Annotated in this window: 17 protein-coding genes; 2 read left to right on the forward strand and 15 right to left on the reverse strand. The window is 40.8% G+C overall.

Annotated features, from left to right (window positions below):
- Window positions 1-81: 81 nt before the first annotated feature.
- From AC1Z3S_RS05900 to AC1Z3S_RS05955, 12 genes are all read right to left on the reverse strand, one after another.
- Window positions 82-1,128: a SepM family pheromone-processing serine protease gene (locus tag AC1Z3S_RS05900; RefSeq protein WP_461739589.1), complete on the reverse strand. Its 1,047-nt coding sequence runs from the start codon at window positions 1,126-1,128 to the stop codon at window positions 82-84.
- Window positions 1,125-1,616, reverse strand: coding sequence for a pantetheine-phosphate adenylyltransferase (gene coaD / locus AC1Z3S_RS05905; RefSeq protein ID WP_461739590.1), 492 nt, complete (start codon window positions 1,614-1,616; stop codon window positions 1,125-1,127). Before coaD ends, AC1Z3S_RS05900 begins: the two co-directional genes overlap by 4 nt.
- Window positions 1,613-2,170 carry a 16S rRNA (guanine(966)-N(2))-methyltransferase RsmD gene (gene rsmD, locus AC1Z3S_RS05910; protein ID WP_461739591.1) on the reverse strand — a complete coding sequence of 186 codons (558 nt, stop codon included), beginning with the start codon at window positions 2,168-2,170 and terminating at the stop codon, window positions 1,613-1,615. The genes coaD and rsmD overlap by 4 nt, the downstream gene beginning before the upstream one ends.
- Before the next feature lie 86 nt (window positions 2,171-2,256).
- Window positions 2,257-2,634, reverse strand: coding sequence for a YlbG family protein (locus AC1Z3S_RS05915; RefSeq protein WP_461737719.1), 378 nt, complete (start codon window positions 2,632-2,634; stop codon window positions 2,257-2,259).
- Entirely contained in the window at window positions 2,624-3,052 is a 429-nt protein-coding gene (locus AC1Z3S_RS05920) for a YlbF/YmcA family competence regulator (RefSeq protein ID WP_461739971.1), read from the reverse strand. Before AC1Z3S_RS05920 ends, AC1Z3S_RS05915 begins: the two co-directional genes overlap by 11 nt.
- A complete protein-coding gene (locus tag AC1Z3S_RS05925) occupies window positions 3,042-4,163 on the reverse strand; it encodes a CAP-associated domain-containing protein (protein ID WP_461739592.1) in 1,122 nt (373 codons plus the stop codon). Before AC1Z3S_RS05925 ends, AC1Z3S_RS05920 begins: the two co-directional genes overlap by 11 nt.
- 21 nt (window positions 4,164-4,184) lie before the next feature.
- Window positions 4,185-7,613 carry a pyruvate carboxylase gene (locus tag AC1Z3S_RS05930; protein ID WP_461739593.1) on the reverse strand — a complete coding sequence of 1,143 codons (3,429 nt, stop codon included), beginning with the start codon at window positions 7,611-7,613 and terminating at the stop codon, window positions 4,185-4,187.
- A gap of 35 nt (window positions 7,614-7,648) precedes the next feature.
- Window positions 7,649-8,842 (reverse strand): FtsW/RodA/SpoVE family cell cycle protein, encoded by a 1,194-nt coding sequence (locus tag AC1Z3S_RS05935; RefSeq protein ID WP_461739594.1) that lies wholly within the window; start codon window positions 8,840-8,842, stop codon window positions 7,649-7,651.
- 3 nt (window positions 8,843-8,845) lie between these two features.
- Window positions 8,846-9,148 carry an Fpa/YlaN family protein gene (locus AC1Z3S_RS05940; RefSeq protein WP_461739595.1) on the reverse strand — a complete coding sequence of 101 codons (303 nt, stop codon included), beginning with the start codon at window positions 9,146-9,148 and terminating at the stop codon, window positions 8,846-8,848.
- A gap of 443 nt (window positions 9,149-9,591) precedes the next feature.
- On the reverse strand, window positions 9,592-11,427 hold the full coding sequence (gene typA / locus AC1Z3S_RS05945) for a translational GTPase TypA (protein ID WP_461737714.1): 1,836 nt from the start codon (window positions 11,425-11,427) through the stop codon (window positions 9,592-9,594).
- A 118-nt stretch (window positions 11,428-11,545) separates the two neighbouring features.
- Entirely contained in the window at window positions 11,546-12,319 is a 774-nt protein-coding gene (locus AC1Z3S_RS05950) for an inositol monophosphatase family protein (protein ID WP_461739596.1), read from the reverse strand.
- Entirely contained in the window at window positions 12,320-12,601 is a 282-nt protein-coding gene (locus AC1Z3S_RS05955) for a UPF0223 family protein (RefSeq protein WP_461739597.1), read from the reverse strand.
- Between the two features lie 150 nt (window positions 12,602-12,751).
- Here AC1Z3S_RS05955 and AC1Z3S_RS05960 point away from each other — a divergent pair, with 150 nt between their 5' ends.
- Window positions 12,752-13,825, forward strand: coding sequence for a PTS sugar transporter subunit IIC (locus AC1Z3S_RS05960; protein WP_461737711.1), 1,074 nt, complete (start codon window positions 12,752-12,754; stop codon window positions 13,823-13,825).
- Window positions 13,826-13,882: 57 nt separating this feature from the next.
- On the opposite strand, the gene AC1Z3S_RS05965 is transcribed toward AC1Z3S_RS05960, so the two are convergent.
- Window positions 13,883-14,380 carry an LURP-one-related/scramblase family protein gene (locus tag AC1Z3S_RS05965; RefSeq protein WP_461739598.1) on the reverse strand — a complete coding sequence of 166 codons (498 nt, stop codon included), beginning with the start codon at window positions 14,378-14,380 and terminating at the stop codon, window positions 13,883-13,885.
- A 137-nt stretch (window positions 14,381-14,517) separates the two neighbouring features.
- On the opposite strand from AC1Z3S_RS05965, the gene AC1Z3S_RS05970 reads away from it, so the two are divergent.
- Window positions 14,518-14,838 carry a hypothetical protein gene (locus AC1Z3S_RS05970; RefSeq protein WP_461737709.1) on the forward strand — a complete coding sequence of 107 codons (321 nt, stop codon included), beginning with the start codon at window positions 14,518-14,520 and terminating at the stop codon, window positions 14,836-14,838.
- Window positions 14,839-14,894: 56 nt separating this feature from the next.
- Here AC1Z3S_RS05970 and lpdA read toward each other — a convergent pair whose 3' ends face one another.
- Window positions 14,895-16,301: a dihydrolipoyl dehydrogenase gene (gene lpdA, locus AC1Z3S_RS05975; RefSeq protein ID WP_461737708.1), complete on the reverse strand. Its 1,407-nt coding sequence runs from the start codon at window positions 16,299-16,301 to the stop codon at window positions 14,895-14,897.
- Between the two features lie 7 nt (window positions 16,302-16,308).
- The gene (locus tag AC1Z3S_RS05980; RefSeq protein WP_461739599.1) at window positions 16,309-17,946 is read right to left on the reverse strand and encodes a dihydrolipoyllysine-residue acetyltransferase; all 1,638 of its coding nucleotides are present in this window, start codon (window positions 17,944-17,946) and stop codon (window positions 16,309-16,311) included.
- Window positions 17,947-17,965: the final 19 nt, after the last annotated feature.

Genomic DNA, 17,965 nt, shown 5'->3' on the forward strand with positions numbered 1-17,965 from the left:
TAATATATTTAAATAAAAAAATTCTAAAAAAAGCTGCTACTCAGCCTCTTGCTCGCACAAGGTGTTGAGTAGCAGTTTAGTTTAATCTGTTAGTCCATTTAAATAATCCAGAGCATCTTGGACAGTTGTTACTGGTACGATTTTCATATCGGTACCAATTTTTTCAGCAGCGGCTACGGCATCTTCATAATCCTCGCCATCTGTTGGGGCAAAGAAAACAGCGGCACCACTTTGGCTCGCACTGACAACTTTTTTATCAATACCACCAATTTGACCTACATTGCCTTCACTGTCAATCGTGCCAGTACCAGCAATTTGTTGGCCGTGGCGTAAATCCCCTTCTGTCAATTGATCATAGATTTCTAAAGTAAACATCAGGCCGGCTGAAGGTCCGCCGATTGAGCCTGTGTCAATTTCAACAGTCGTATCTGATTCTAATTCAGTATCTTCAACAAGCGTGATGCCGATGCCGGCAGTCTCTGTACCATCTTCTGCTGACAAAGTAATCAATTTCTCGGTGGCAGTCCGCTCCTCGCCATCGTGGTAATAAGTGATGGTTAAATCGTCTCCGATATTTTTGGCCTTTACATAGGCCATAAAATCCTCTTGACTTGTAAAAGTCTGACCATCAGCTTGGGTAATCGTGTCGCCAACTGCCAAGTCTCCATAAAAATTCGAGCTATCCTGCACGCTCATCACATAAATTCCTTTATAGGCAAACATGTAGTCGACTCCCGCTAAATTGAAAGCTTCTTGGATGGCGCTATTTTTTGCCGCCGTCATTAAGTATTGCTGCATTTGATTGTATTCTTCTGAGCTGGCATCCCCGCGCATTTCTTGAACCGATTCCACGTCTGCAAACTCATTAAATTGAGCCCACAGCAAGAGAACCGGTGTCGCACGCCGATAAGCGACGGAGGTTAATGAAAATGAGCCCTCTTCCGTGTCTTCTTCGCCATTTATGGTAATCATTGATTTCAAATCAATGGTTGAACCCGGTGACTGAACATAATATGGCAGCGGCAAGCCCACAAAAGCTAAAGCTAATAAAAATAAAAGGACGAATGAGCCAATTTTGACTTGCTTTTTTTTAAAAAAATTCTTTAATGCGTTGTTCTTTTCTTTCATGCTTCTTCATTTCGCTTTCTTTGAATTGCTTGATTGATGACTGGCGGCAAGTATTTTTCAACATTTCCACCAAATTGGAGCACTTCTTTTAACATACTGGAACTGATATGGGCATATTCTTCTGATGACAGTAAAATAACTGTCTCTAATTCAGCAGAGAGATGTTTATTAATTGCGGCAATGTCCCGCTCATATTCATAATCTTTGACGCTGCGGATACCCCGCAACAAGAAATTTGCCCCTAATTCTTTAGCTGAATCAACCGTTAGTTGACGACTTTGAGCGATTACGCGGACATTTTGAAAGTCCGCTAAGGCTGCACTAGTTAACAGAAGCTTTTCTTCAGGGGTAAAAAAACTTTTTTTAGTCGTATTGACAAAAACTCCGACAATCACTTCATCAAAAATCAAGGCACCTCGGCGGATGGTATCCACATGACCATTTGTTAGAGGGTCAAAACTACCGGGAAACAATGCAATTTTTTTCATTCTTCAACCTCTTTTCTAAAAATAGTCACTGCGGTAATCCCATAGGTTTGGCGGCGATGTTCCCTAAGGCTGGCAACTGGTTCTAAATCAACTGTTTTATCTGTCTCGCAGACAATCAGACCATCTGTCGCTAGTAAATTATTTTCAACTATGTAGGTCATCTGCTGGGCAATTTTTTGCTTAGCATAAGGTGGATCTAGTAAAATTAAATCAAAAACCAAATTATCGGCTTTAAATTCAGCTAAGGCTTGATCAGCATCCCGCTTGATAACTTGAAATTTTTGCGGTTCTTTGGTGATGGCGATATTTTCGCGAATAATCTTAAGGGCTTGAAAATTTTTATCAACTAAATAAGCTATGTCCATGCCTCGAGAAATGGCCTCAATCCCCAATCCGCCACTGCCGGCATACAGATCCAAAACTTGACCACCATCAAAATAAGGCCCAATCATATTGAAAATGGATTCCTTAACTTTATCTGTTGTGGGGCGAGTGTTGTCGCCGCTTAAAGCCTTTAAGCGCCGCCCCCGATACTCTCCTGCTACTACCCGCATCTTAACCTCCTGCAAACTTACTTCAATATCTTAACATGAAAAAGGATGAAAAACACCTGAGATACTCAAGTCCTTTCATCCCCGTTTTATACGCCTTCTGCCAGGCGTATTTCTGTACTTAACTCTTCCACTTCAAAGCCTTCATCATCATCCATTTGATAGGCGGCTCTAGTACCAATTTTTTCAGCAAAATTCATTTCCACATCCGGCCGATAAGATGGCTCGACACTGCGGACGAAATGCAATTTTTCAATGCGTTCTTTGATATCTGCTACATCTTCTTCGTTGACATAAAGTAAGACATATTTCATTCTTCTCGATAGATAATGAACTAAGCCAAAACGTTTGAGATTTTTTAATTGTTTAAAGCTGTAAACCCAGACAATTAAGCCCCGCCGTTTTTGAACTTCAAATTTCGGTTCAACTATTTCGCTTGTTTCATGTGTCTCATGTTCAACTGGCATGACAATTCCCCCCACAACCTGCGTGACTGCCACCTTCAAAGAAGGGATTACCGGCATCCACTTTAATATTTTTTGAAATATGACTGGCCACCGCCAAACAAATCTCGTCTAAAGCTCCTTGAAAAGCAGTTTCGGCTTCTCGAAAATCTGCGACCTCTGGATTTAAATCTAGAGCCCGCTTGCTCTTTCTAAGCGCGCGATTTTTTTCGCGATAATCGGGCGCATATATTCCATAATCGGCAATTTTATCAAAAGCATTTTTCTTCTGCTGAAAATCCAGCAATAACGCTTGAGTGTCTTGATTGGCCAACTGCTTTTTGTTTTGTAGAAAAGTATCATATAGGGGACTCTCTAAAAGTTCAGCGACAAGCTTGTCGCATTGATCTTCTAAAGCGAATAATTCTTCATTAATAATCACTGCTATCACTAACCTTCGTCTCGATTTGTTGCTGTAATAAGACTACCATATCTTCTTGATTAAATGCAATCGCTAATGATTCATCTTCACCGATAAAATGATTGTGAAGATAAGGATCACTATACCAATTGAGGATGCTAAAGGTTACATCCGGAACTGGCTTCGCTGCCAATAACCACTGTTCGGAAGTAATGCTAGTTTCTAAAAAGTCGTTTTGATTCAGTAGCTGTTGTTGCAGATAGGGAACTCCTGGCTGTAATTCCTGCCATTCCCGCAATGCAGTATCCTCTAATAAAGTTTCGGGCTGCAGTTTTAGCTGTGCTGCCAATTGGCTCGTCTGGTCATATAGCAAGCCGTCTGTTTGATAGCTGCTCAATTTTTCTAAATTTCGTAGATAATTTACTAGACTAATTCCCCGGCCACTGTTGGCGGTATCGATTGCCGCCCATTGCTCATCAGCGAGTTCAGCCGTTTGATAGCCGGTAAGTGGTTCGCTATTCCATTGGTAAGGCATAACTTGCAAAAACATTTCTTGATTGAGATAAGCCATCCCGTACAGTTGACCGTTTTGCTGACCAAAAAATAAAATGGCGAAGGTATCATTATCAAAGGCTACTAGCGGCCGATAATTCATATCTTCTTCTGAAAGCTCTACGGACACTGGTTGTTCATTGTAATCAAAATCAAAATTTGAAAATAAAGTCGTTACTGAGGTTAAATCAGTTAAATCCATCCCAAAATGAAAAGGCGCAATCCGGTCGCTGGAATCTCCGGCAACTTTAATGGCCATCACCGTTTCGTTTTTAATATTGGCTTCTATGAAAATATTTCTTATTGGGTCTTCATATGTAGCAATGCTATAACCAAAACCTGTGTCCTGCGTGGCAATCGGTGCTCCAAATTCTTCATTTAAACGGCTAATCCCTTGATTGACATAAATAGCAAATCCCTCAGTTGGAATCGTTTCATAACTAAGGGATTGGTTGTAGGTTAAAGTATCGGCTGCTTCGTCTGTTGGACTAGCTAAGTCAGGTGGGAAAAAGACGGGTTCCAGATAAAAAGCAATCAAGACTACGACAAAAATTGCTAGAAATCCTAAAAACTTTTTCATCCTTTTCCCCCTTCATTTTAACTATTTTTCTGTTATTTCAATCAATAAATCACCGGAAGCAATCGCTTCACCATTTGCTACATAAATATGTTTGACTTCGCCGTCAAAGCGGGCTTCAATGGCCGTTTCCATCTTCATGGCCTCTGTAACCATCAAAGTATCACCCTTTTGAACGTGGTCCCCTTTTTTAACGAGGACCTCCAAGACAGAGCCCGACATAGTGGCACCGATTTGTTCTTTGTTAGTCGGTTCAGCTTTGCGCTTCGTTTGAACAGAGCTGACGATTGAACGGTCTTTGATGACAATTTCCCGGCGCTGCCCGTTTAAATTAAAGAAGAGCGTCCGATTGCCTTCGATGTCTGGTTCGCCGATTTCATCTAGACGAATAATCAAGGTCTTCCCTTGCTCGATAGTGACCGGTACGGATTCTCCTAAACGCATGCCGTGGAAGAAGGTTGGCGTATCTAAAAGCGTTACATCGCCAAAATTACTATAAGAAGTTTGATAATCCAAAAAGACTTGCGGATACATCAAGTAACTTAAAATCTCTTCTTGATTCGGTTCAAAACCGATTTTTTCCTGTAATTCCTTTTTCACCTGCTCAAAGGAAACAGGTTCAGCTAATTCTCCTGGACGTTGGGTGAAGGCTGGTCGGCCTTTCAAAATAATCCGTTGTAGCTTTTCAGGGAACCCACCAGTTGGCTGACCTAAAGCCCCTTGGAAAAAGGTGACCACAGAATCTGGGAAGCTAAGCTCTTCCCCTTTTTCATAAATATCGGCTTCACTCAACTGATTTTGGACCATGAATAATGCCATATCGCCGACGACTTTTGAAGAAGGCGTCACTTTGACAATATCGCCAAACATCAAGTTTACTGTATGATACATTTCCTTGATTTCATCCCACTTAGCACCAAGGCCAACTGCTTTAGCCTGTTGCTGTAGATTGGAATATTGTCCACCAGGCATTTCATGGAGATAAACCTCTGTTTGTGGAGCATTTAAACCATTTTCAAATGGTGCATAATACTGGCGCACATCCTCCCAATAATGATTTAATTTTTGGGTGTTTTGAATGTTGATTTCTGGTGCACGCTCACCGTAAGCTAAAGCGTAATAAAGACTGCTCATGCTCGGCTGACTCGTAGCCCCGCTCATGGAGCTCATAGCCACGTCAACAATATCTACTCCAGCATTAACGGCTTCAGCATAAGTCATAATGCCGTTTCCGCTTGTGTCATGAGTATGAAGATGGATTGGCACATCAACAGTTGCTTTCAGCTCGCTAATTAAGCGATAAGCGGCTTGTGGTTTTAATAAGCCTGCCATATCCTTAATCGCAATCATATGCGCTCCCATACCTTGTAAATTCTTAGCCATTTCTTTATAGTATGCAACATTGTATTTTGCTCTTTGAGGGTCTAATAAATCGCCTGTATAGCAAATGGCGGCCTCGGCAATTTTACCGGTGTCCCGAACGGCTTGAATACTTTTTTCCATTTGCGGCAGCCAGTTTAAGCTGTCAAAAATCCGGAAAACATCAATTCCCTGTTTGGCTGCTTCGTTGATAAATTCGACCAGCACATTATCTGGATAATTTGAGTAGCCAACAGCATTTGAACCTCTAAAGAGCATTTGCAGCAAAGTATTCGGCATTAATTTACGGATAATCCGTAGCCGCTCCCATGGATTTTCATTTAAGAAACGATAAGCGACATCAAAGGTTGCTCCGCCCCACATTTCACTTGAAAATAATTCTGGCAAAGCCTGTTCAGTCAGGTTGCTGATTTCTTTAAAGTCCTGCGTTCTGACCCGAGTTGCCAATAAGCTTTGATGGGCATCTCTAAAGGTGGTGTCCGTCAATAATAAATTTGGCTGCTCCTTGACCCAAGCAACAACTGCTTCGGCCCCTTGCTGATCTAAAATATTTTTGGCGGTTTGATAGTCTTCTTTTAAGACTAAATCCGTTGGAATCCGCGGTTGATCAAAATATTTTTTAGTAGTTTTTTCAATTCCTGGAAACCCATTGATGGTAATTTCACCAATATACTTCATAGTCTTATTGCCCCGGTCTCTCAATCGAGGAAACTGGAATAATTCCGGCGAATTGTCAATAAAAGTTGTTTTTGCATCACCGCTTCTAAAAGTTGGATGCATAATCACTTTTTGCAAGAAAGGAATATTGGTTTTGACACCACGAATGCGAAACTCAACTAAACAGCGGCGCATTTTTTGAATGGCGTCTTCTAAAGAATGCCCGTGGGTACAAACTTTTACCAATAAAGAATCAAAGAAAGGTGTCACAATAGCGCCAGAATAAGCATTGCCGACATCTAAACGCACGCCAAAGCCACCTGGTGAACGATAGGTATCAATTTTTCCAGTATCCGGCATAAAGTTATTCAAGGGATCTTCTGTGGTAATCCGGCACTGAATCGCTGCCCCTTTAATTTTTATCTCGTCTTGTTGCGGTAACCCAATTTCAGTATGCAAATCTTTGCCTTGAGCAATTTGCAGTTGACTGGTGACAATATCAATATCCGTAATCATCTCGGTAATGGTATGTTCTACTTGGACCCGTGGATTGACTTCAATAAAATAGAAGTGATCACCTTCAACTAAAAATTCCACGGTACCGGCATTGACATAGCCGACATGTTTCATTAACTGAACGGCGGCATCACAAATCGCTGTTCTTTGAGTTGGCCTTAAAGATACACAGGGAGCTACCTCGACAACTTTTTGATGGCGACGTTGAACAGAACAATCCCGTTCAAATAAGTGCAGCACATTCCCGTGTGTGTCCCCTAAAATTTGAACTTCAATATGTTTGGGATTGCCGATATACTTTTCGACATAAACTTCATCGCTGCCAAAAGCCGCCTTTGCTTCACTTTTCGCCCGCTCGTAGCCTTCTTTGGCGCCCTTTTCGTCAAGGGCCACCCGCATACCACGACCGCCGCCGCCTAATGCAGCTTTAATCATAATTGGATAACCGTGGGTGTTGGCAAAGTCCAGCACTTCAGAAATATCAGCCACCGGACCATCCGTTCCTGGAATGGATGCAATTCCGGCTGCAATCGCTGCTTCTTTGGCTTTAATTTTATCGCCAAAAATATCCAACTGATGCAGCGTCGGGCCGACAAATGTTAGCCCTTCTTCTTGACAACGTCTGGCGAAGTCAATATTTTCCGATAACAATCCATATCCCGGATGGATGGCATCTGCCCCACTCATTTTAGCAATGCGAATAATATCTTCAATATCCAAGTAGGCATCAATCGGTTTGCGGCCAACGCCCACCAAATAGGCTTCATCGGCTTTAAAACGATGAACCGAGTATTCATCCTCTGCTGCGTAGATTCCCACCGTTTGAATTTGTAATTCCGTACAGGCCCGAAAAACACGAATCGCAATTTCACCACGGTTTGCAACAAGAACTTTTTTCATCAGATCACTCCTTCAAAATTATAACAATCTTCATTTTATTTCACAGCAATTGCTTGCTGCTGGATGTCTTCCATAAAGCGTTGGCGTTTTTCATCTGCACTAATATTTAAGGCGATGCCAACACAAATTGACAGACATAATAAACTCGATCCCCCTTGACTAATAAAAGGGAAAGTAATCCCTGTCAGTGGAATGATACCACTGATACCGCCAAGGTTAATAAAAATTTGAATGATAAACAAGCTGGCAATTCCGATACACATCAAGGAGTTAAAGGAACTGCGGGCACGAATCCCTACTAATAAAATCCGAGCAATCATAAAAATAAGCAATCCCAAGACTAATAGAGCAACGATTAAACCTAATTCCTCCATTAAAATGGCAAAGATATAGTCAGTTTGGGCCGCACTTAAGAAGCCTCTTTTTTGAATACTATTTCCTAAACCTAAACCAAAAAGTCCACCATTAAACATCGCATAGTAGCCATTGGTTAATTGATGGCCATTATTTAACTCATCGACAAAGGGATTTGTAAAAATCGCAAAACGATCATAGACATATTGGAAACGCTGAGGAATAATGTTTTCCCCGAAATGCAAAATAAATTGGATAACCCCCACACTAGCAAGAATGCCACCGAGGCCGATAATAATCGAATACCAATAATTTATTCCGCTGGCTAAAACCATAATCATCATCAGTAATACGATGATGGCGGTATTTCCTAAGTCTGGTTGAATAACAATCAGCAAAGTTAAAGCACCCAGCATTAAAAGTGGTCGGTTAATCGATTGCTTGAAGTCTTTTTGAATCATCTCTTGTCTTCTGGACAAGACAAAAGCTAAATACCAAATGACAACTACTTTAAAATACTCCGCCGGTTGAATCGTTCCCAAACCACCAGGGATGGTAATCCAACCACGGGCGCCGTTTACCGGATCCATAAACAATACTAAAACTAATAGAAAAACCATCACGGCAATCGCCAAAATAATCATCCGCTGATTTTTCAAGACATCAATTTTTAAGCGATAAATAAAGAAAATCGCAATTAAACTGAGAATCCAAAAAGCCAACTGTTTAAGAGCTTCTGAAGCACTTGCGGCACTTTCTGCCGAAGTCGAAATTGAAGTGGTACTGTAAACCATTAATAATCCTAAAACACATAGAATAATATAAGGAATCAAGATACCATAATCTAAAAAATGGCGCTTTTTAATCTTAGACAAGTATTAACCCTCCTTACCTAAGTCAACCTTGTCTTGGGTTTCCTCATACACTTCATTATATAATTGATTCAATTCGCGTTCTAAATCGCTCATTAGCTGATTGCCCCGCTCCCGGTTCACAATTCCTAAACGAATCGCATACGTCACTTGCCGGGAAAAGCCGTACATCTGGGTATCAACGACTTCCTCGAAGGCTTTGCACTGGGCAATACATAAACTATTTTTCTGATTGCGAATTAACATTTTAATCCGTTCGGCATCTTCTAATAACAGCTCAACAGCGTAATCTGAAGAAATATTTTCCATCAGCTTCGACCTCCTATCTTAATAACACATTATAGCACAACAACTGTGAAAATAATTGTATCTTTTCTATGGTTTTGTTGAGAAAAACCTATAGAGACAGTCTTTCAACGTTTCGTTAAATTTTTAAAAAGAAATTTATTTCGTGAAACATCGGCATTTTGTGAAACTTATTGCGGCTCATTTTCCAGAACAAAAAAACTAAATAGTGTTATAGCAATCTTTTGGAAATCTTTTTTTCCACAGTTCGCCTTTGAAGCGTTTGCATTTTTGCGCAAAAAAAGACTGTGATACAAGTCTTTTACAGATAACTCTCCGAATAGTGTAAGTTTGCATCTGTGGTCCAATAGACCTCATCACAAACTTACCTTACATCATGGCACTTGCCACGTTTATTCGGAATCATTATTCTGTACGAACTTACATCACAATCTCATTAGGCTAAACTATTGAGCAACTTTTTTCTTTTTAGAAGCTTTTTCCCGTTCATTTTTGTTTAAGATATGTTTTCTTAAACGGATGCTTTCAGGTGTCACTTCACAATATTCATCATCATTTAGAAATTCTAATGATTCTTCTAGGGTTAAAATTTTCGGACGTTTAATGACAGAAGTTTGGTCTTTGTTGGCAGAACGCACGTTAGTCATTTGTTTTGCTTTAGTGATGTTAACTGTTAAGTCATTGTCACGGGCATTTTCGCCGACAATCATGCCTTCATAAACTTCAGTACCTGGTTCAACAAAAACGGTTCCCCGTTCTTCAATACTCATAATTGAGTAAGTTGTCGCCTTACCTTGGTCAATTGAAACCAACGCACCTTGATGACGGCCGCCGATTTGCGCTTGAATCATCGGTAAATACTGGTCAAAGGTGTGGTGCATAATACCATAACCACGAGTCATTGATAAAAATTCAGTTGTGAAACCAAGTAAGCCACGAGCTGGTGCCAAGAAAATAATTCTAACTTGACCATTGCCAGTGTGAATCATATCTTGCATTTCGCCCTTACGCAGGCCAAGGGATTCAATCACAGAACCCATGTATTCTTCAGGTGTATCAATTTGGACCCGTTCAAATGGTTCACATTTGACACCGTCAATTTCTCTTTCAATAACTTGCGGACGAGAAACTTGTAATTCATAGCCTTCACGACGCATATTTTCAATTAAGATAGACAGATGCAATTCACCACGGCCGGAAACGATCCATTGATCTGGGCCAGTTGGTTCTACTCTTAGAGAAACGTCGGTTTGCAATTGGGCCATCAAACGTTCTTCAATTTTACGAGCAGTTACGAACTTACCTTCGCGACCGGCAAATGGTGAGTTGTTCACCAAGAAAGTCATTTGCAAAGTTGGTTCGTCGATGTGTAAAATCGGTAGGCCATCTTGATGGTCAATCGGTGTTACTGTTTCACCAACGAAGATGTCTTCCATCCCAGAAATTGCAATCAAGTCGCCGGCCTTGGCTTCTTGAATTTCTAAACGCTGTAAACCGAAGAAACCAAATAATTTAGTTACCCGGAATTTTTTGACTGTGCCGTCTAATTTAAGTAAAGCAACTTGGTCGCCAACTTTAATTTGACCACGGAAGACGCGGCCAATACCGATACGGCCAACGTAGTCGTTGTAATCCAATAGAGAAACTTGGAATTGCAATGGTTCATCGCTATTGTCAACTGGCGCAGGAATATGTTCGATAATCGTATCAAAGACTGGTGCCATGCTGGCTTCTTGGTCTTCTGGATTATCTGACAAGCTAGAAGTACCGTTGATTGCTGAAGCGTAAATCACTGGGAAATCCAATTGATCGTCGTCAGCGCCTAATTCGATGAATAGTTCTAATACTTCATCGACAACGTGTTCTGGTCGTGCAGAAGGTTTGTCAATTTTATTTACAACAACAATCGGTGTTAAATGCTGTTCCAAAGCTTTTTTCAAAACAAAGCGGGTTTGTGGCATTGTTCCTTCATAAGCATCAACAACTAATAACACACCGTCAACCATTTTCATGATCCGTTCCACTTCACCACCGAAATCGGCGTGTCCAGGAGTGTCCATGATATTGATACGGGTACCGTTGTAATCAACAGCTGTATTTTTGGCAAGAATGGTAATTCCCCGCTCTTTTTCTAAAGCGTTGGAATCCATTGCACGTTCTTGTAATTGGGTATGGGAATCTAACGTTTGGGATTGTTTCAATAGTTCGTCAACCAATGTCGTTTTACCATGGTCAACGTGGGCAATAATCGCAACATTGCGGATATCATTTCTTAAATTCAATTTTTTTGTCCCCTTTTAATTATAAAACTTGACTCGACTGCTTATTATACCAGAAAGAAACTATGAAATATAGTAGAAAGTTTCCGAAAACTTCCATAAAATCATTTTTACAGATTTTTTAAGCTTTTTTCTCTGCCATCAAATTAAAAATATCGTCATAACAAGCCGGCGTCGCAATAATAAACGGTTCCCGCTGAGAAAATTTGACAGGATTTCCATTGGCGTTAGAATATTTAAAGCCAAAGACTGAGAGCAATACAATCCCGGCAGCATAATCCCACGGAGAGAGATTGGATACATAGGAATGGTGGGTGCCCTTTAGCATGGCAATCATTTCCATTCCGGCACAGCCGCTGACTCTGACTCCCATGCTAGCCTCGCCGATGTCATAAGCATTAAAGCGATTATGAGCGTACATATAGGCGTTCATTCCGACTAAACCTTCCGACAGTTTCAAATCAGTTACTTTTTCTATTTGACGTTCATTGCAATAGACACCGACTGACGGGCCGCCCCAGTACAATTCACCCCTCATGACGTCATAAATAAAACCTAATTGACCGACGCCTTCTTCAAAAATGGCTAACATAATGCAAAAATTTTCTTTTTCCAAGACAAAATTTAAGGTGCCATCAATCGGATCAATCACATAGACGCGCCCTGTGGCAATTGATTGGTCAGAATAACCTTCTTCTTCGGCTAAAAAAGTCGCTGAAGAATCTACAGCCGCTATTTTATCAATTAAAAAGCGTTGCGTCGCCTTGTCCATATTGGTCACTAAATCTTTGCGATCACTTTTTTCTTCAATTGTTAATTCAGCGGTCAAAGAAGCCTTAATCGTAGCGCCAGCCTCTTTTATCCAGGCAGAGATTTCTTTTACAGATGGTATCATTTAACGAGTTCCCTTCATTCTTAAAATTTTTTGCGGATTTTGTTTGGCGGCTTGAACCGTTCGATATAGGGAATAGCCAGACTCACCTTCAAATTCGCGGCCTAATTTTTTTTCTTCACCGATGCTGGGAACAACCTGCTTAAATTTTTGATACTTCATTAAAAAGAGTTTATTTTCAATGCCTTTTTCATACGCCAATTCAACAGCCTGCCATAACTCAATCACTGTGACCATTTCCGCAGTCTGCCAATCTAAATCTAGAGGGTATTGATAGTCCTCCATAGAGCACCTCGTTTCGTAAAATTCTTTTTGTAAAATAAAATGTGGAGAAAATGAGCAAATTCATTGACCTCTCATAATGCCTGCGCTATACTCAGAAAATAGAATTTTCAGAAAATTCTCAAAGTCGTTTTTAATTAAGGAGTAGGAATTATGGAGACAGAAACAAAACTAACAATAAAAGATTATGTGTACAAGGTTTCATTAGGAATTTCTAATGCTGTGTTGGTTGCTTTAGGGATTGGTTTATTATTTGATACAATCGGCGATTTTACAGGAATTGTCGCCTTTAATAATATTGGTACGATTGCACAACTATTATTAGCACCAGCCTTTGGTGCGGGCATTGCTTTTCAATTGGGCACCAATACATTAGTTGTCTTTAGTTCAATGATTGCCGCAACTGTCGGCAGCAATGCGGTTTTATTTTCTCAAGCAAGTACAGATGCTGTTGCTGTGACCGGGCAAGTTGCCACACAGGCGGCTGGTTTTGGAATTTTTACAACCGGTCAGCCCATCAGTGCAGTGCTAGCTGGACTAATTGCCGCCCTTGTCGGAAAATGGTTAACTGGCAAAACGCCTTTAGATATGGTTCTTGTGCCCTTCGGTAGTCTTTTTGTCGGCGGCTTAGCTGGTGTTGGTTTGGCTTACGTCACCACACCGTTAATGTTAGCGTTGAGTCAGTTTATGGCCAACTCCATCACTATTTCACCGATTATTGGTTCCATCGTCATTTCAGTGGCTTGGAGCGCTCTTTTGATGACACCGGCTTCTTCGGCTGCTTTAGCGATTGCCCTACAGTTGGATCCGACCTCATCAGCTGCGGCCTTAATCGGTTGTACGGCTCAATTTGTTGGCTTTACCGTCATGTCCTTTAGAGAAAATAAAGTTGGCGCCAACATTGCGCAAGGCTTGATTACTCCGAAAGTTCAATTTGCGAATTTGACGAAAAATCCGCAGCTGGTGATTCCGCCATTTATTTCAGCAGCGATTTGTGCGCCAATCGCCACAGTTGTTTTGAATCTGCGGGTTGGCTATCAATTGGCTGGCTTAGGCTTGAATTCATTGATTGCACCATTGAATCTTTTGGCTAATGACACAACTGGTTTTATCGTTTATATCGCAGTCGGTGTCTTTCTATCCGGTGCTATCACCTATGTCGTTTATCGCTTGATGAAAGCAGCTGGTAAAGTTCAGACCGGTGCTTTAACGATTGAAATGCAATAATTCAAACTTAGATATATAGTCGCTTCTTAGCTACCCTCAGCTGAGCAGCGGTTTTTTTTAATTACTATTATTTGAGTTACTGTGATTATTTTCTTCAGATTTTACGTAATCTAAAGCTACTACAAAGCAGATAATCAATTCTTCTAACTCTTCTTTAAGAATGGTCACTTCATAGGAGTCGCCCCAACTGACCCATTTTTTATTGACCGTTGCCACTTCGGTCCCTTCTTGCATCATACTGAAGTTCATATTCCAAAGATCCCCTTGGATGGTTAAATTTTCGCCAGTAATGTCATACTTGGCCTTTAAAAAACTTAGTTTCTTTTCAATCACGACTTCTTTTGAGCCAACAGTGACAAAAAACTTCGGCAGCAGACTCACGACTTTTTTAGTAATGACGCCGATTTCTTTTCCTTGAGTGTCGGTGATGCGAAACTCTTTGGGAATTTTCATAAAGCTACCTTTGACAAAGTAGCGATCATTAGCAGCTTCATCTTTAACAGTAAACTGTTCGCCAAGGCTGAAAAATTTTTGTTTGATGTATAATTTTTTCATAGAGTCTCCTCATTTCGCTTTTTCTGGAACCTTCTCTTCTATATTAATAGAAGAGATTTCTTTCAACAAGAAAAAAGCTGTGGTTTTGACAGAAAATAAAGGTTTCATGGTACACTCTTTTTATAGGGGGGATTTACATGAAAGTAAATAAAAATCGTAAAGTGTTAATAGGCTCGATAATTATTTTAGTGGCGATTGCAGCACTGATTTTATTTTTAGTATTTGGGACCGCTGGCGGTAAGCGTTGGCAGAAAAATCTCGAATCGAGTCTTAATGACGGGTTAAACCGAGAAATCTTAGTCTATAACGCTGACGGCTCAGTGATTTATTCTGAGACGGGTAAATTTGATATTAGCTATGGTGACGGTCGTTTAGAATATATCGATGCAGATACGGGATTGAAAACTAATATTTATATCGGCTACAATGCAACTGTGATTGTCAATGAATTAGAATAAGTGCAAAATAAAAAACCGGGTATGGCGACCCGGTTTTTTTGTGTGACAAAATGCTATTAAATATGAATTGGTAAACCTAATGCCAACTCAGAAGCATCCATAGTAATTTCACCCAATGATGGATGAGGATGGATTGTAAGAGCGATATCTTCAGCGTTCATCCCTGATTCAACGGCTAACGCCAATTCAGAAATCATATCGCTGGCACCAACGCCGGCAATTTGCGCGCCGATGACAACATTGCCATCAACAGTTGTGACAAGACGCAGGAAACCTTCCATTTTGTTTAATGAAATGGCCCGACCGTTTCCAGCAAATGGGAATTTAAAGCCTTTTGCTTCGATACCAGCCGCTTTTGCATCAGCAACAGTCATTCCGACTGAAGCTAATTCTGGATCGGTAAAGGCAACTGCTGGCATTGCTTTATAATCAACAGCCACTTTTTTACCAGAAATTGCTTCAGCAGCAATTTTTGCTTCATATGAAGCTTTATGAGCCAATGCAGCACCAGGTACGATATCGCCAATGGCAAAGATATTCGAAATGTTGGTGCGACCTTGGTTATCAACTTTGATTAAGCCGCGTTCGCCGACTTCAACGCCAGCTTGTTCCAAACCTAAATCGTCAGTGTTTGGACGACGACCAACTGTAACCATGACATAGTCAGCAGTTACGGATTCTTCTTTGCCGTCAACTTCATATTTAACTGTAACGCTGTCGCCATTGTCAACGGCTTCTTTAGCCATTGCAGAAGTAACAACTGTAACGCCTTTTTTCTTAAAGTCGTCAGTCACAAGTTTAACCATATCTTTTTCATAGGTTGGTAAAATTGAAGGAGTTCCTTCAATAATCGTTACTTCAGCTCCAAGGTTTGCATAAGCACCACCAAGTTCAGCACCGATAACGCCGCCACCGATAATCACGAATTTTTTAGGAACTTCAGGCAAGTTTAAACCGCCTGTTGAATCTAAGACGCGACCGCCAAATTTAAAGCCAGGAATTTCAATTGGACGAGAGCCTGTTGCGACAATCGCATTGTTAAATTCATAAGTTTGAGCTGAATCTGGGTGAATTACCCGTAAAGTATGATCATCAACGAAGAAGGCTTCCCCCATCAAAATTTCAACTTTATGTTTCTTTAATAACATACCAACACCAGAAGTTAATGTGTTGACAACTTTATTCTGTTTCCAGTCTTGTGTTTGTGCAAAGTCTAGCTTAACGCCTTCTGCAGAAACACCGAAAATATTTGAGTCTAAAGAATCTTGGTAATGGTGACCAGCGGCAATCAAGGCTTTTGAAGGAATACAGCCGACGTTTAAACAAACGCCGCCGATAAATTCTCTCTCCACAATTGCAACTTTTTGTCCCATTTCAGCAGCCCGGATAGCGGCAACATATCCGCCAGGGCCTGATCCGATGACAACTGTATCTAATTCAATGGCAAAATCTCCTACTACCATTTTTTAATCATCCTTCCATCAATAATAGTTCTGGGTCAGCTAATAAACGTAAGATATTGTTCAAGGCTTTTTGAGCAGTCGCACCATCAACGATTCGGTGGTCAAAACTCAATGATAATTTCATCATGCGGCCTACAACAATTTCGCCATCTGCATTGACAACTGGAGTTTGCGCAATCGTACCGACTCCTAAGATAGCTACTTCTGGGTAATTGATAACTGGTGTAAACCAGCCGCCACCAACAGAACCAACGTTACTAATTGTAATTGAACCATCACGCATGTCAGGTCCAGTTAACTTGCCATCATGAGCTAGTTGAGCTTTTTCGCTGATTTCATCTGCAATTTGGAACATGCTCTTATTGTCAGCATTTTTAATATTTGGCACATATAAGCCATTATCTGTATCAGTTGCGATACCGATATTGTAGTAATGTTTGTAAACAATTTCTTGTTTTGCGTCATCAATTGATGCATTCAAGATTGGGAATTTTTTAGCTGTTGCAACTAAAGCTTTGACAACATATGGCAAGAAGGTTAATTTTGTGCCGTTTTCTAAAGCAACATCTTTAAATTTCTTACGGTGATCCCACAATTTAGATACTTCAATTTCACCAAACATTGTAACGTGAGGTGCAGTGTGTTTAGAAGTTACCATTGCTTTAGCAATTGCTTTACGAGTTGGTGTTAAGCCAACACGTTCTTCTAAATCACCTTGAGTTGAAGTGAAGGCTTGTGGTTTCGCTGCTGGAGCACTAGCAGTTGTTGCTTCTGCTTGAGCAGGAGCTTCAGTAGCTGCTGGAGCTTGCGCTTGACCGCCACCAGAAATAAATGCTTGCACGTCTTCTTTTGTAATGCGACCGCCTTTACCACTTGCAGAAACTAATGAAATATCGACATTGTTTTCTCTTGCAAATTGACGAACAGATGGCATTGCCAAAATTTGTTTGTTTGGATCAGAAACTGCCACTACGCCATTGCTGCTTGGCGCAGCCGTTTGAGCTGTTTCAGCTTTGGCAGCCGGTGCCGCTGGTGTACTTGGAGCAGCAGATGGTGCAGAATTATGTCCCGGTGCATCGATTTCAACTAAGACGTCACCAACATTGGCTACAGTACCTTCTGGAACAACAATATTTTTAACCGTTCCAGTTACAGGAGAAGGAATTTCTTCGACTGATTTATCATTTTGAACTTCTAATAAAGTATCGTCTTCATTAATTGTGTCACCAGCTTTGACGAACCATTTAACGATTTCGCCTTCCGCAATTCCTTCACCAATATCTGGTAATTTGAATTGGTAAACGCCGCCGTCAGCAGCCGGTGCTGCTGCAACAGGTTCTGCAGCAGGGCTAGCAGGTGTTTGCGATTCAGCCGCAACGCCACTGTCGCCTTCATTGCCTTCAAAGCCAGGTGCGTTGATTTCGACTAAAACGTCACCGACATTGGCTACCGTGCCTTCAGGAACGATAATATTTTTAACTGTTCCGGTTACAGGAGAAGGAATTTCTTCTACTGATTTATCATTTTGTACTTCTAATAAAGTATCATCTTCATTGATTGTATCGCCGGGTTTAACGAACCATTTGACGATTTCGCCTTCAGCAATCCCTTCACCAATGTCAGGTAATTTAAATTGAAAAGCCATTTTTTATTTCTTCCCTTCT

This window comes from Enterococcus sp. LJL90, assembly GCF_056924355.1.